At 68.1% G+C, this 13,391-nt stretch carries 13 protein-coding genes; 7 read left to right on the plus strand and 6 right to left on the minus strand.

What is annotated here, in order from left to right; translation table 11 throughout:
- The first annotated feature begins 269 nt into the window (after positions 1–269).
- From ACFOSH_RS07780 to ACFOSH_RS07795, 4 genes are all read left to right on the plus strand, one after another.
- Positions 270–2,138 carry an acetolactate synthase large subunit gene (locus tag ACFOSH_RS07780; protein ID WP_378238024.1) on the plus strand — a complete coding sequence of 623 codons (1,869 nt, stop codon included), beginning with the start codon at positions 270–272 and terminating at the stop codon, positions 2,136–2,138.
- Positions 2,135–2,641: an acetolactate synthase small subunit gene (ilvN, locus tag ACFOSH_RS07785; protein WP_005162051.1), complete on the plus strand. Its 507-nt coding sequence runs from the start codon at positions 2,135–2,137 to the stop codon at positions 2,639–2,641. The genes ACFOSH_RS07780 and ilvN overlap by 4 nt, the downstream gene beginning before the upstream one ends.
- Before the next feature lie 42 nt (positions 2,642–2,683).
- Entirely contained in the window at positions 2,684–3,697 is a 1,014-nt protein-coding gene (gene ilvC / locus ACFOSH_RS07790; protein ID WP_378238025.1) for a ketol-acid reductoisomerase, read from the plus strand.
- Positions 3,698–3,784: 87 nt separating this feature from the next.
- Positions 3,785–4,048: a DUF397 domain-containing protein gene (locus tag ACFOSH_RS07795; RefSeq protein ID WP_378238026.1), complete on the plus strand. Its 264-nt coding sequence runs from the start codon at positions 3,785–3,787 to the stop codon at positions 4,046–4,048.
- Between the two features lie 70 nt (positions 4,049–4,118).
- Here ACFOSH_RS07795 and ACFOSH_RS07800 read toward each other — a convergent pair whose 3' ends face one another.
- Complete coding sequence (locus ACFOSH_RS07800) at positions 4,119–5,240, minus strand: serine hydrolase domain-containing protein (RefSeq protein ID WP_378238027.1); 1,122 nt, start codon at positions 5,238–5,240, stop codon at positions 4,119–4,121.
- Between the two features lie 143 nt (positions 5,241–5,383).
- Between ACFOSH_RS07800 and ACFOSH_RS07805 the strand changes: the two genes are divergently transcribed.
- On the plus strand, positions 5,384–6,043 hold the full coding sequence (locus ACFOSH_RS07805) for a TetR/AcrR family transcriptional regulator (RefSeq protein WP_378238028.1): 660 nt from the start codon (positions 5,384–5,386) through the stop codon (positions 6,041–6,043).
- A 181-nt stretch (positions 6,044–6,224) separates the two neighbouring features.
- On the opposite strand, the gene ACFOSH_RS07810 is transcribed toward ACFOSH_RS07805, so the two are convergent.
- From ACFOSH_RS07810 to ACFOSH_RS07830, 5 genes are all read right to left on the minus strand, one after another.
- Positions 6,225–7,112 carry a nuclear transport factor 2 family protein gene (locus ACFOSH_RS07810; protein ID WP_378238029.1) on the minus strand — a complete coding sequence of 296 codons (888 nt, stop codon included), beginning with the start codon at positions 7,110–7,112 and terminating at the stop codon, positions 6,225–6,227.
- 81 nt (positions 7,113–7,193) lie between these two features.
- Positions 7,194–8,135 carry an NADP-dependent oxidoreductase gene (locus ACFOSH_RS07815; protein ID WP_378238031.1) on the minus strand — a complete coding sequence of 314 codons (942 nt, stop codon included), beginning with the start codon at positions 8,133–8,135 and terminating at the stop codon, positions 7,194–7,196.
- A 154-nt stretch (positions 8,136–8,289) separates the two neighbouring features.
- Positions 8,290–9,246 (minus strand): ankyrin repeat domain-containing protein, encoded by a 957-nt coding sequence (locus ACFOSH_RS07820; RefSeq protein ID WP_378238032.1) that lies wholly within the window; start codon positions 9,244–9,246, stop codon positions 8,290–8,292.
- Positions 9,230–10,066 carry a TIGR03620 family F420-dependent LLM class oxidoreductase gene (locus tag ACFOSH_RS07825; protein ID WP_378238033.1) on the minus strand — a complete coding sequence of 279 codons (837 nt, stop codon included), beginning with the start codon at positions 10,064–10,066 and terminating at the stop codon, positions 9,230–9,232. The genes ACFOSH_RS07820 and ACFOSH_RS07825 overlap by 17 nt, the downstream gene beginning before the upstream one ends.
- Positions 10,063–10,971: a TIGR03620 family F420-dependent LLM class oxidoreductase gene (locus ACFOSH_RS07830; RefSeq protein ID WP_378238035.1), complete on the minus strand. Its 909-nt coding sequence runs from the start codon at positions 10,969–10,971 to the stop codon at positions 10,063–10,065. The genes ACFOSH_RS07825 and ACFOSH_RS07830 overlap by 4 nt, the downstream gene beginning before the upstream one ends.
- Positions 10,972–11,067: 96 nt before the next feature.
- On the opposite strand from ACFOSH_RS07830, the gene ACFOSH_RS07835 reads away from it, so the two are divergent.
- The gene (locus ACFOSH_RS07835) at positions 11,068–11,634 is read left to right on the plus strand and encodes a TetR/AcrR family transcriptional regulator (RefSeq protein ID WP_378238036.1); all 567 of its coding nucleotides are present in this window, start codon (positions 11,068–11,070) and stop codon (positions 11,632–11,634) included.
- Between the two features lie 141 nt (positions 11,635–11,775).
- Positions 11,776–13,374: a phosphoglycerate dehydrogenase gene (gene serA / locus ACFOSH_RS07840; RefSeq protein WP_378238037.1), complete on the plus strand. Its 1,599-nt coding sequence runs from the start codon at positions 11,776–11,778 to the stop codon at positions 13,372–13,374.
- Positions 13,375–13,391: the final 17 nt, after the last annotated feature.

Raw genomic sequence — 13,391 nt, forward strand, 5'->3', positions numbered from 1 at the left:
GCGCCGAAGGTGTCCAGCATGCGGAACCGCCGTCCCGCAGAGTTGACACTCTTGACGGCGACCGACTAACTTCACTCCCGTGACAACGCAGACCGGCCTCGTACTTCCCAAGCGCGTCGACGCTTAGGGAAGTCTCCGCTGCGTCGACGCGCGACCCTCGTGCGACCACTCCGGTCGGCGGGGGTTTTTTGTTGCCTGGATAGAGTTTCACTGCCCAACCAGCCAATGAATACCCGAACGAGTGACTAGACAAGACGAGGCAAACAGCGATGACTAGTGCCACCTCGCGAGCTGAAGCGAACACCCCTGGAGCTCGTCCCAAGCCGGCGCCGCCGGCCGGGACCCCGGTGCGGGTCACGGGCGCGCAGTCGCTCGTCCGCTCGCTGGAGGCGGTGGGCGCGGAAGTCGTGTTCGGTATTCCCGGCGGCACCATTCTCCCGGCGTACGACCCGTTGCTCGACTCGACGAAGGTCCGCCACGTCCTGGTCCGGCACGAACAGGGCGCGGGCCACGCCGCCACCGGGTACGCGCAGGCGACCGGCAAGGTCGGTGTGTGCATGGCCACGTCGGGCCCCGGCGCGACCAACCTGGTCACCCCGCTGGCCGACGCGAACATGGACTCGGTCCCGGTGGTCGCCATCACCGGCCAGCAGTCCCGCGCGCTGATCGGCACGGACGCCTTCCAGGAAGCCGACATCTGCGGCATCACGATGCCGATCACCAAGCACAATTTCCTGGTCACCGACCCGGCGGACATCCCGCGCACCATCGCGGAGGCCTTCCACCTCGCCTCGACCGGCCGCCCCGGCCCGGTCCTGGTGGACATCCCCAAGGACGTCCTGCAGGAGATGACCTCCTTCTCCTGGCCGACGGAGCTGCGCTTGCCGGGGTACCGGCCCACGCTGCGCCCGCACGGCAAGCAGGTCCGCGAAGCCGCCCGGCTGATCAGCAAGTCACGGCGCCCGGTCCTCTACGTCGGCGGTGGCGTGATCAAGGCCGACGCCTCACGCCAGCTGATGGAGCTGGCCGAGCTGACCGGGATCCCGGTCGTCACGACGCTGATGGCCCGTGGCGCGTTCCCCGACTCGCACCCGCAGCACCTCGGCATGCCGGGCATGCACGGTTCGGTCTCCGCGGTCGCGGCGATGCAGCGAGCGGATCTGCTGATCGCCCTCGGCGCCCGCTTCGACGACCGCGTCACCGGGCAGCTGTCCTCGTTCGCGCCGGACGCCGCGATCGTCCACGCCGACATCGACCCGGCCGAGATCTCCAAGAACCGCAAGGCGGACGTGCCCATCGTCGGCGACTGCGCGGAGATCATCACCGAGCTGATCGAGGCCGTCCGCGCCGAGACCGACAAGTCCGCGAAGCCGGATCTGAAGGACTGGTGGACGCAGGCGAGCGCCTGGCGCGACGACTACCCGGCCGGTTACGAGTGGCCCGAGGACGGGACGCTCTCCCCGCAGTACGTCATCGAGCGCATCGGTTCGCTCGTCGGCCCGGACGCCGTCTACACCGCGGGTGTCGGCCAGCACCAGATGTGGGCCGCGCAGTTCGTGAAGTACGAGAACCCGCGCACCTGGATCAACTCCGGCGGCCTCGGCACGATGGGCTTCGCCGTCCCGGCCGCGATGGGCGCCAAGTTCGGCATGCCCGACAAGCAGGTCTGGGCCATCGACGGCGACGGCTGTTTCCAGATGACGAACCAGGAACTGGCCACCTGCGCCATCGAAGGCGCGCCGATCAAGGTCGCCGTCATCAACAACGGCAACCTGGGCATGGTCCGCCAGTGGCAGAACCTCTTCTACTCGGAGCGGTACTCCAACACCGATCTCGGTACCCACAAGCACCGCATCCCCGACTTCACCCTGCTCGCGGAGGCGCTCGGCTGCGCCGGGCTCCGCTGTGAGACCAAGGAAGACGTCGACGCCACCATCCGGCGCGCCATGGAGATCAACGACCGCCCTGTCGTGATCGATTTCGTGGTGGGGAAGGATGCTCAGGTGTGGCCCATGGTGGCCGCGGGCACCGGTAACGACGAAATCATGTCCGTGCGCGGGATCCGCCCGCTCTTCGACGACGACGAAGTCGCGGCTGAGGCGGAGATCAACGCGGCGGCAGAAGGAGACGCGCGATGAGCGTGCACACCCTGAGCGTTCTGGTGGAGAACAAGCCCGGTGTCCTCGCGCGGGTTTCCGGACTGTTTTCCCGGCGCGGTTTCAACATCGAATCCCTCGCCGTCGGACCCACGGAGAATCCCGAGGTGTCCCGGATGACGATCGTGGTCGCCGTCGAAGAGCTACCGCTCGAACAGGTGACCAAACAGCTCAACAAGCTGGTCAACGTCATCAAGATCGTGGAATTGGAAAAGTCCACAGCCGTGCAGCGTGAACTGCTGCTCGTGAAGGTCCGGGCCGACAACACCGTGCGCAGCCAGGTCCTCGAAACAGTGCAGTTGTTCCGCGCGAAGGTGGTGGACGTGTCTCCCGAGGCGCTCACCGTCGAAGCCACCGGGACCTCGGACAAGATCGGTGCCCTGCTCCGGATGCTGGAGCCCTATGGCATCCGGGAACTGGTCCAGTCCGGAATGGTCGCGGTCGGCCGGGGCTCTCGCTCGATCACCGCCACCTCCGCCCGCTAAAGAATCTTTGTTTGTAAGTCAGGAAAGGAAGTAGTACCCCTCATGGCAGTGGAAATCTTTTACGACGACGACGCGGACCTTTCGATCATCCAGGGTCGCAAGGTCGCCGTGATCGGCTACGGCAGCCAGGGTCACGCGCACTCGCTGAGCCTGCGCGACTCCGGCGTCGATGTCCGCATCGGTCTGCCCGAGGGCTCGAAGTCGCGGGCCAAGGCCGAGGAGCAGGGTCTCCGCGTGCTCACCCCGGCCGAGGCCAGCGCCGAAGCCGACCTGATCATGATCCTCGCGCCGGACACCAAGCAGCGCGCGATCTACGAGAAGGACATCGAGCCGCACCTCAAGGACGGCGACGCGCTGTTCTTCGGTCACGGCTTCAACATCCGTTACGACCTGATCAAGCCGCCGTCGAATGTCGACGTCGCCATGGTCGCGCCCAAGGGCCCGGGCCACCTGGTCCGCCGCCAGTTCGTCGACGGCAAGGGCGTCCCGGCGCTCATCGCGGTCGAGCAGGACGCTTCCGGCACCGCGCAGGCGCTCGCGCTCTCCTACGCGGCCGCCATCGGTGGCGCCCGCGCCGGCGTCATCAAGACGACCTTCACCGAGGAGACCGAGACCGACCTCTTCGGCGAGCAGGCCGTTCTCTGCGGTGGCGCGTCCGCGCTGGTGCAGACCGGTTTCGAGGTGCTCACCGAGGCCGGCTACGCCCCGGAGATCGCCTACTTCGAGGTGCTGCACGAGCTGAAGCTGATCGTCGACCTCATGTACGAGGGCGGCATCGCGCGTCAGCGCTACTCGATCTCCGACACCGCCGAGTACGGCGACCTGACCCGCGGCCCGCGGGTCATCTCGCCGGCGGTCAAGGAAGAGATGAAGAAGATCCTCGGCGAGATCCAGGACGGCACCTTCGCCCGTGAATGGGTCGCCGAGGACGAGGCCGGGCGGCCGAACTTCACCAAGCTCGAGAAGCAGGGTGACGAGCACCCGATCGAGGCGACCGGCAAGAAGCTGCGCGACCTGATGTCGTGGGTGGACCGGCCGATCACCGAGACCGCCTAGTTCGTGGGCTGAAGGGGCCCTTCACCGCATCCAATGCGGTGAAGGGCCCCTTCAGCTTCCGCACCGGAAAGCGATAGCGTGGGCACCATGAGTGAGCAGCCGGTGGACGACAAGGCCCATATCCGGCACGAACTGGACCTGAGCGGAGCTCGGTGGATCCGGGCGGAACCGGACGGCGCCACCCTCGAAGACTGCGTCGAGTACGCGATGGTGCCGCACACCGACGGCGTCACCTACACCGCGATGCGCCAGTCTTCGCAGCCGGAGGACACCGTCCTCGTGTTCACGCCGTCGGAATGGGACGCGTTCGTGAAAGGCGTGCGGGACGGCGAATTCGACCTTCCCGGCTAGAGTTCGACCTTCCCGGCTCAACCGACAAGAGCGCAGCACGGTTGCCTCGTCGGCGCGAAGCCGGTCGTGGTCATCGCTCTCCGCACATCGCCACGCTGTACAGAGCCGCGAGCGCGTCGTCGATGGGATGGGGCCGCGGCGCGCCCGTGGAGTCGAGCCTGTTCCACCGCTGCATGTTCACCGCGACGGACATCTGCCGCTGACCGTCGGCGCTGGTCATGGCCAGTGCGCCGGAGCCCCAGACGGTGCCGCCATGCCCCCAGAAGGTGCCGCCGGGCGTCTCCATCGGGTACAGGCCCAGCCCGTAGTCGATGATCTTCATTTCCTGGGACAGGACGCGGACGGTGCGCCGCATCTCCGCCAGCGACGACGGGCTGACGATCTCCCCCGCGAACAGCGAGCCGTAGAACCGGTTGAGATCCGCGACGGTCGAGACGAGCGAAGCCGCGAGCCACGCATAGGACATGTCGAAGACGCTGAAGTCGCGCGGCGGCTCGATCATGCCGAACCACGACTCGTAGGCCTGCGACCGCGGCCCGTTGAACGCCGGCCCATCGGGAAACTCGGTGTCCTGCAGCCCGGCGCGCTCGATGACGTTCTGGGTGACGTACTTCTCGGCCGTGGTGCCGGTTACGTGCTCCAGGAGCTGACCGAGGAGCAGGTAGTTGGTGTTGGAGTACAGCCCAGGAGTGCCGCCCGGTGCGCTGAAGGCGGGTGCGGTGACTCCCAGTTCGATCAGCTCGATGGGGTCGAACCGGGTGTGCCGGTGGTCGTCCAGGCTCTGCGGCGTGGTGTCCGCCAATACCGGGAACGGCTTGAGCGAGGGGTAGGCGTAGGAAAGGAATTCGGCGAGGCCGCTGGTGTGGTTGATCAACATCCGGACCGTGATCGCGTCACCGCGTGCCCCGGGAACCAGCTTCGGGAGGTAGCGGCCGATCGGCGCGTCGAGCCCGATCTGACCGCTCTCGACCTGTTGCAGGACCGCGGCGGCGGTGAAGGTCTTGGTGATGCTGCCGACGCGGTGCCGCATGTCGGCGGTGACCGGACGGCCGGTGGCGAGGTCGGCGACCCCGGCGGCGCCGCGCCAGACCTGGTCGCCATCTCGCACCTCGGCGAAAACGCCCGGCATCCCGGCACGGTGGACGTTCTCCAGGGCGGTGTTCAGTTTCGCGGGGTCCAGCGGATTCCTCACGACAGATGTCCTTTCGTATTCCCCAGGTGAGCCGCACGCCGGCCGACTGTCGCCGGGCTGCTCGTACGCTCATGCTGCCATGATGCACGCAGTGCGTGCAACAGTGAGTGCACAGCTATGCTGGGACCGTCGAAAGGGGTGAGATGACAGGCAGAAGGCGCTGGTCGACCGAGGAGATCCTGGACGCGGCGGCGGAGTTGCTGCGCACGGGCGACGCGGATTCCTTCAGCGTGCGCAAGCTCGCGGCGGCGCTCGGGACCGATTCTTCGAGTCTCTACCGGCACTTCCGCAGCAAGACCGAACTGCTGCGCGCGGTCGCGGACCGGATCCTCCTGGCCGCCATGGACGGCTACCGGCCCGAAGGCGACTGGAAGCAGCGCATCACGACACTGGCCCTGCGCGTGAGAGAGGCTTTCGGCAGGCATCCCCAGCTCGCCGCGGTCTGGGGACGTTACGCGTCAGGAGGCACCGGTTCCCGCCTGGTCACGGAAGAGGTGCTGCAGGCCCTGCGCGCGTCGGGACTGCCCGACGCGGAGGTTCCGGCGCGCTACCACCGGATCGCGGTCCTCATCGCCGCGCTGATCGCCTCCGAGGCCGGAGTCGGCACCCTCACTCCCGAAGAATACGAACAGGGAATGGAATTGTTCCGTGTCACGGTGCTCGGCGCCGACCCGGAACAATTCCCCGCTCTGGCTCACTTCGCGCGCGACGTCCGCCCTCTCGGGGTGGACCGCGGTGCCGCGTTCGAAGAGATCCTCGCCGTCCAGCTCGCCCACATCGAGGCCGCGATCGACCGGGGCTAGGGCGTGTTTTCACAAGTCTGTTCGATGGGCTTCGTGATCCAGGTGGTTCCTGGCGGTGCGGGCGGATCGGCCTCGTGGGTCGTACTCGGGCGCATCCGCGCGTGCCGTCAGGGGCCGCCTGGGCGCGAAGACCGCGAACTTGACTTGTGAAACACACCGTAGGTCGCAGGGAGCCGCGAGGTCACGCCTGGACTCGCGCGAGCAGTTCTCCGAGCCGCCCGGTGGCGGCCGCGATGGCGAGATGGTCGGCGTAGTCACGGGATTCGACGATCAGTCCGTCGCGGACGCGCAGCACGAAGATGTTGGAGACGCGGAATTCCGGGCTGTCTCCCGCCGTGCCCTGGTAGTCGAACTCGCCGATGACGACCTCGGGGTCGAGGGTCTCGTGGATCACCAGATCCCGGACCTGGAACCGGACCTTGCCCTGCTCGCCGAACTTGAAGTGCTCGCGCAGGTCTTCCCGGCTCCTCAGGGTTTCCGCCCCGGGCAGGAACGGGTGCGTGACGTGGGTTTCCTCGGCGTAGAGATCCGGCAGTCCGGCCCAATCGCCGTCCGCGACGCCGTAGGTGAGCCGCTCGAAGACGCCGCGCGGGCTCTTCGGATCCGCCGCCGACGCGGGGCGCGGCGGGACCGGCGTGGCCTCCCGTTCGGCGGTCTCGTAGCTCCTCTTCAGTGCCTCCAGGCCATCCTGTGCCGCGATGAGGCGCAGGTAGTCGTGATAGTCGCGCGAGTGGGCGATGAGCCCGTCGCGCACCCGGAGGAGCTGGATGTTGGCGATGTCGAAGGACTTCCCGGTGTCCAGCGCCTCGCCGACATTGCGGTACTCGGCGATGAGCACCTCCGGGTCGGTTGTCCCGTGAATCAGGACATCCGCCCTGCTCATGCGCACGTTGAATCCTCCGCCGAAGATCTTGCGGAGCGTCTCGCGGCCCTCGAACCGGGTCGGTACGGGCGGGCGCTGGGGGTTCTCGACGACGGCGTCTTCCGTGTAGAGCGCGAAGAGCTCATCCCAGTTTCTGGCGGTGATGCCTTCGGAAAGCTTGTCGAAGACGTCGCGGGGTGTGGTCATGAAGGTCTCCCAGTCAGACAGAAACGGAGTCTGTAGTCCGCCTTTGACGATACGGACTACAGACTCCACTTGTCCACCTGATCAGTCGACGAGCGACAGCACGACCTTCCCCGTGGTCTTTCCGGTCGCCACGAGTTCTTGGGCCTTCGCCGCCTCTTTCAGCGGGAACACGGTGTCGATGACCGGCTTGAGCCGTCCGTTCTCGATGAGTTCGGCCAGGGCCAGCAGGCCGGTGCGATCCGGCTCGGCGAGGGTGAACCCGGCGGTGACGCCCGCCGCCGCGGCCAGTTCGGGCATCCGCTCGTCATTCGTCCGGGTGAGCTGGACGATTTTGCCGCCGCGGCGCAGGGTTTTGAGGGAACGGGGTCCGTACTCCAAGCCGATCGTGTCGAGGACGACGTCGACGTCGCGGACCTCCTCGGCGAAGTCCGCTGTCCGATAGTCGACGAGTTCGTCCGCGCCGAGACCTCGAAGGAAGTCGTGCTTGGCCGCGCCCGCCGTGCCGATCACGTACGCGCCACGCGCCTTGGCGATCTGGACCGCGAGATGGCCGACGCCGCCCGCCGCCGCGTGGATCAGAACCCGTTGCCCAGGCCGGATGTCCGCCGTGTCGACGAGGCTCTGCCAGGCGGTCAGTCCCGCGAGCGGGACCGCGGCCGCGTGCACGTGGTCCAAAGTGGACGGTTTACGGGCGAAGTGACGGCTCGGCGCGACGACATATTCGGCGTACGCCCCGGCCTGGAAGGGGAACGACGGCATGCCGAAGACCTCGTCGCCGGGAGAGAACAGGGACGCGCCCGCGCCGACCTCCTCGACCACGCCGGAAACGTCCCAGCCGAGCACGAACGGCGGATCGCCCATCGGGCCGATGCCGCCGGTCTCGCGGGTCTTCCAGTCGACCGGGTTGACGGCGGCGGCGTGCACCCGGACCAGGATCTGGGTCGGGCCGGGGGTCGGTCTTTCGAGGTCGACGAGTTCGAGGACTTCGGGGCCGCCCAGGCGGTTCTGGCTGATCGCTCGCATGGGCTCATTGTTCGGTGAGCGTCGTACTTTCGGCGAGGGGCCGGTGGGCCACGTGCCGTCAGGATCGGGACAGCCGCTCGGATGTCATGAAAGGGTCGTTCAGGACGAAAAGTGTCCTGAACGACCCTTTCATGACACTTGGGGGGACGCGAGCTCACGCGCCTCGCAGCACCGCCAAGATCTCCGTCTGCCCGAAGTGCTCAGCCCACCCCAAAGCCGACGACGAGTACAAAGCATCTTCGAGCGAAGGATCCGCCCCCGCCGTCAGCAACGCCCGAACCGCGTCCACGTGCCCGCCCTGCACGGCCAGGTGCAGTGCCGTGACACTTTCGCCGTGGGAGAACCCGCCAAAGGTGCCCTGACGGTTCACCGAAGCCCCGAGTTCCGCCAAGGTCTCGATCGCCGAAGCCTTCCCCTGCGCGGCGGCCCAGGTCAGCGCGGTTCCCCGATAGACGTCGGCGTCCACCTTCGCGCCGCGCGCCACCAGGGTGCGCACCGCCGCAGATCGGTCGTTCCGCGCGGCCCACGAAAGCGCCTCGTCGACGATCTCGGCCGGATCGTCGCTCGGGCGCCACTCCGGGAAACCGCTGTGCGGCCGGTGAAACTCACGATGCGCGCCCGCCGCGGGGGAGAGCGTGCCGTCCGGCGCGAGCAACTCGTCGAGCAGGTCTGCCCGGCCGAGTCCCGCCGCCACCCGGAGGTTGCCGGGGGTGAGGTCACGCGAGGCCAGGACTTCGGCGGCCTCGCGGTGGCCCCAGAACAGCGCGACCACCAGTGGCGTCCCGCCGTCGCCACGCGCGGGCACATCGACCGGGGCGCCCGCGTCGAGGAGCATCGTGACCAGCAACGGCAGCCCGACGTACCCGGCCTGGTGCAACGCTGTCCAGCCGTGCACGTTGGCCGACGCCGGATCGGCCCCGTGATCGAGCAGGAGCCGGCACAGCCGCTCGTCGCGGGTGGCGGCGGCCATGCCGAGCAGATCGTTCCCGTTTTTCCCATGCGCGTGGACGAGCGTGGGCAGGTCCTCGATCAGGCGCGTGAGACCGGCGAGGTCTTGTGCGTCGACCAGTTCCCGTGCTTGCTCGAAAGCGAGTTCAGCCGGTGACGTCATGCTTCCGCACGCTACCGACCACCCCCGACAAAACCCGCCATTCGGCCAACGGGATCCGCTCGTCCCCGGTCAGGACCTGCAGGCAGACGTGGTCCGCCCCCGCGTCCAGATGCGCCTGCACCCGCGACGAGATCTCGTCCTCCCCGACGGCGACCAAGGCGTCCACGAGCCTGTCGGAGCCGTAGTCCTCCTCGGTGAACCCGAACCGCCGCAGATTCGCCCGATGATGGGGAGCCAGTTCCAGGTACATCGACACGTGCTGCCGCGCGATCTCCCGATCCGCCCCCAGCACACCGGCCTGCTCGACGGCGAGGAAAGCCGAAGGCCCCATGATCTCCCTCGCCCGGACAGTGTGCTCGACAGGGACGAAGTACGGATGCGCCCCGTCGGCGCGCTCCGCGGCCAAAGCGAGCATCTTCGGCCCCAGCGCGGCCAGCAGCCGCCGATGCGGGGAGTCCGGTGTGGACAGTTCGCTCGCGTCCATGGCGGCGAGGTATCCGCTCATCGCTTCCAGCGGTTTCGTGCCCGGCCGGTGCCCGCCCAGTCCGAGGACGAACCGGCCGGGATAGGCCTCGGCGAGCGTCCGGCCGGCGGCCGCGGCGGTGGCCGGTTCCCGCTGGTCGAACCGGGCGATCCCGGTAGCGACCGTCAACCTGGACGTCGCCGCCAGCAGCAGTCCCGCCTGGGTGAAGGCCTCTCGCCCCAGGTACTCCCCGAACCACAACGTGTCGAAGCCGAGTTCCTCGACTTCCGAGGCCGCCTCGCGGACTTCGCCGATTTCCTTGCCGTCGAACGAGAACGTCCAGATCCCGACGCTCACCTTGTCACCTCCGTCAGTGCCGGGGCCAGCCGCTCCAGCTGGCTCAAGATGGCCGGGAGGTCGTCCCCGTCGGGAGTGACGAGCACGGTGTCCGCGCCGGCGTCGACGAGTTCCTTGATCCGTCCCGCGATCTTCTCTTCGTCGCCCCAGGCGGTCAGCCCGTCCACGAGCCGGTCGCTGACGCCGTCGATGTCGGCGTCCGTGTAGCCGAGCCGTTTCCAGCCGTTGAAGTAGTGCGGAACGTTGTACTGCTTCATCATTTTGATGTTCTTCGCCACGTTCTCCCGTGCCTGCTCACGATCGCCGAGCAGGACCGAATGAGTGGGAATGAGCAGTTTGTCCGGGCCGAGGATCTCGCGGGAGTACGGCGTGTGCTCGAAGGGCTGGGCGAACGGATGCGCGCCGTCCGCCCGGTCCCGCGCGAGTTCGAGCATCTTCGGCCCGACGGCGGCGAGGATCCGCGGATACGGCACGGGCGCCGGTGCTTCGGCCGCGGCCTCGTCCATCTCGGTGAGGTACGCCCTGGTCTGTTCGAGCGGGCGGTAGTCCACACCGGACTTCGCGGCCTGGAACGCGTGTCCGATGCCGATCCCCAGCACGAACCGCCCGGGGAAGGCGTGCGCGAGTGTCCGCGCGCCGGCGTGCGCGGTGCGTCCCGGCCGCGACCAGATGTTGGCGATCCCGGTGCCGATCACCACCCGTTCGGTGGACGTGAGCGTGATGCCGCCGTGCGCGAACAGCTCCCGGCTGCCGGGACCCTCGCCGGCCCACACGGTGCGGTATCCCAGCTTTTCCAGTCGTCGTATCGCCGCCAGCTCCTCGTCGGGCGACGGATGCGTCATGCCGAGCGGCAGCCAGACACCCACCGGTCCCAGCCGGTCACGGGTCTCTTCGATCAGGTTCACTTCAGTCTCCCCAGCTAACATGAGGCACCCTCCGGTTACCCTGTCAGACTATACGGAGGGGGCCTCCGATTTGTCGAGACTAGGCTCGGGAGTGCGATGGACACCGACAAGAAACCGCTGCGCGCGGACGCCAGGCGCAACTACGAGCGCCTCCTCGAAGAGGCGAGGCGCGCCTTCGCCGCGCATGGGGTCGAGGCCTCGCTGGAAGAGATCGCCCGCCGGGCCGGTGTCGGCATCGGGACGCTCTACCGGCATTTCCCGACCCGGGAGGCCTTGGTCGAGACTGTGCTCCGCGAACAGTTCGACGGGCAGGCCGCGGCCGCTCGCGAACTCCTGGACTCGCCGGAGCCGCTGGGCGCGCTGAAATCCTGGCTCGCCGGGATGGGCAGGCAGTCGGCCAGTTACCGCGGGCTGCCCGAACTGATGGTCGACGTCCTCAACGACGAGACCTCGCCGTTGTACGCGTCGTGTCACGCCATGCGGGACGCCGTATCCCATCTGGTGGAACGCGCGAAGGCCTCGGGTGAGCTCCGGGCGGATGTCACAGCGCACGAATCACTGGTGCTGCTGCACGCGCTTTCCTGGGCCAGTGAACACCTTTCGGGTGACAAGGCGCTCGAACGCCTCCTCGATCTCGTTTTCGCGGGATTACGGGCGAGTTAACAATCCCGGCGTCACCAGGTCTAAACTGCGGCGCAACCGGGCACAACGGCGTGACCGTCATCCGCTTCGAGGCACTTTTTCCCGCCGAGAAGGCAATCAGCCCCGAGTCGCAGGCACAGACCAGATAGTGGGAGCCGTATCGTGACCAAGCCGAACAAGCCCGTCGTCCTCATCGCCGAGAAGCTCGCGCCCTCCGTGCTGAGTGTCTTCTCCGACGAGGTCGAGGTCCAGCATGTGGACGGCACGGACCGTCCCGCGCTGCTCGAAGCCGTGAAGACGGCGGACGCGCTGCTCGTGCGGTCCGCGACGAAGGTCGACGCCGAGGTCCTCGCCGCCACCACCTCGCTCAAGGTCGTCGCCCGCGCCGGCGTCGGGCTGGACAACGTCGAGGTGCCCGCCGCCACCGAGCGCGGTGTGCTGGTGGTCAACGCGCCGACGTCGAACATCGTCTCCGCCGCCGAGCACGCCGTCGCGCTGCTGCTCGCGGTCGCCCGCCGGGTCCCGGCCGCGGACCAGAGCCTCCAGGGCGGCGCGTGGAAGCGCAGCGCCTACTCCGGCATCGAGATCCAGGGCAAGACCGTCGGCGTGGTCGGCCTCGGCAAGATCGGCCAGCTGTTCGCGCAGCGGCTCGCCGCTTTCGACACCAAGCTCATCGCCTACGACCCCTACGTCTCGGCCGCCCGCGCCGCGCAGCTCGGCATCGAGCTGGTCACGCTGGACGAGCTGCTGGAGCGCGCCGACGCGATCTCCATCCACCTGCCGAAGACCCCGGAGACCAAGGGCTTGATCGGTGCCGAGGCGCTCAAGAAGGTCAAGCAGGGCGTCATCATCGTCAACGCCGCGCGCGGTGGCCTGATCGACGAGCAGGCGCTGGCGGACGCGGTGAGCTCCGGCCACGTCGGCGGCGCGGGCATCGACGTGTTCGTCACCGAGCCCACCACCGAGAGCCCGCTGTTCGGCCTGCCGAACGTCGTCGTCACCCCCCACCTGGGCGCGTCGACGGCCGAGGCGCAGGACCGCGCGGGCACCGACGTCGCGAAGTCCGTGCTGCTCGCGCTGCGCGGCGACTTCGTGCCGGACGCGGTGAACGTCGCGGGCGGCGGCACGGTCGGCGAGCACGTCCGGCCGTACCTCTCGCTCACCCAGAAGCTCGGTACCGTGCTGACCGCGCTCAACCCGAAGGCGCCCACCTCGGTCACCGTCGTGGTCAAGGGTGAGCTGTCCAACGAGGACGTCAGCGTGCTGCCGCTCGCGGCCGAACGCGGCGTGTTCTCCGGCGTCGTCGAGGACCAGGTCACCTTCGTGAACGCGCCGCGCGTGGCGGAGGAGCTGGGTGTCCAGGTCGATCTGGTCACCGAGCCCGAAAGCCCCAAATTCCGCAGCCTGGTCACCGTCCGCGCGGTCTACGCCGACGGCCAGACCCTTTCGGTGTCCGGTTCGGTCACCGGCAAGGACGAGGTCGAGAAGCTGGTCGAGGTCAACGGACGCCACTTCGACCTGCGTGCCGAGGGCAACGTGCTGCTGCTGGAGTACCCGGACCGCCCGGGCATCATGGGCCGCGTCGGCACGCTGCTCGGCGAGGCGGGCATCAACATCGAGGCCGCGCAGATCAGCCAGACCACCGACGGCGCGGACGCGGTCATGCTGTTGCGTGTGGACCGTTCGGTGGACTCGCACCTGCTGGAGCCGATCGGCGCGACCGTCGGTGCGCACACGATCCGGGCCGTCAACTTCGGCTGACCTGAAAAGCCTGTAAC

Source organism: Amycolatopsis speibonae (assembly GCF_042647925.1).
Taxonomy (GTDB): domain Bacteria; phylum Actinomycetota; class Actinomycetes; order Mycobacteriales; family Pseudonocardiaceae; genus Amycolatopsis; species Amycolatopsis speibonae.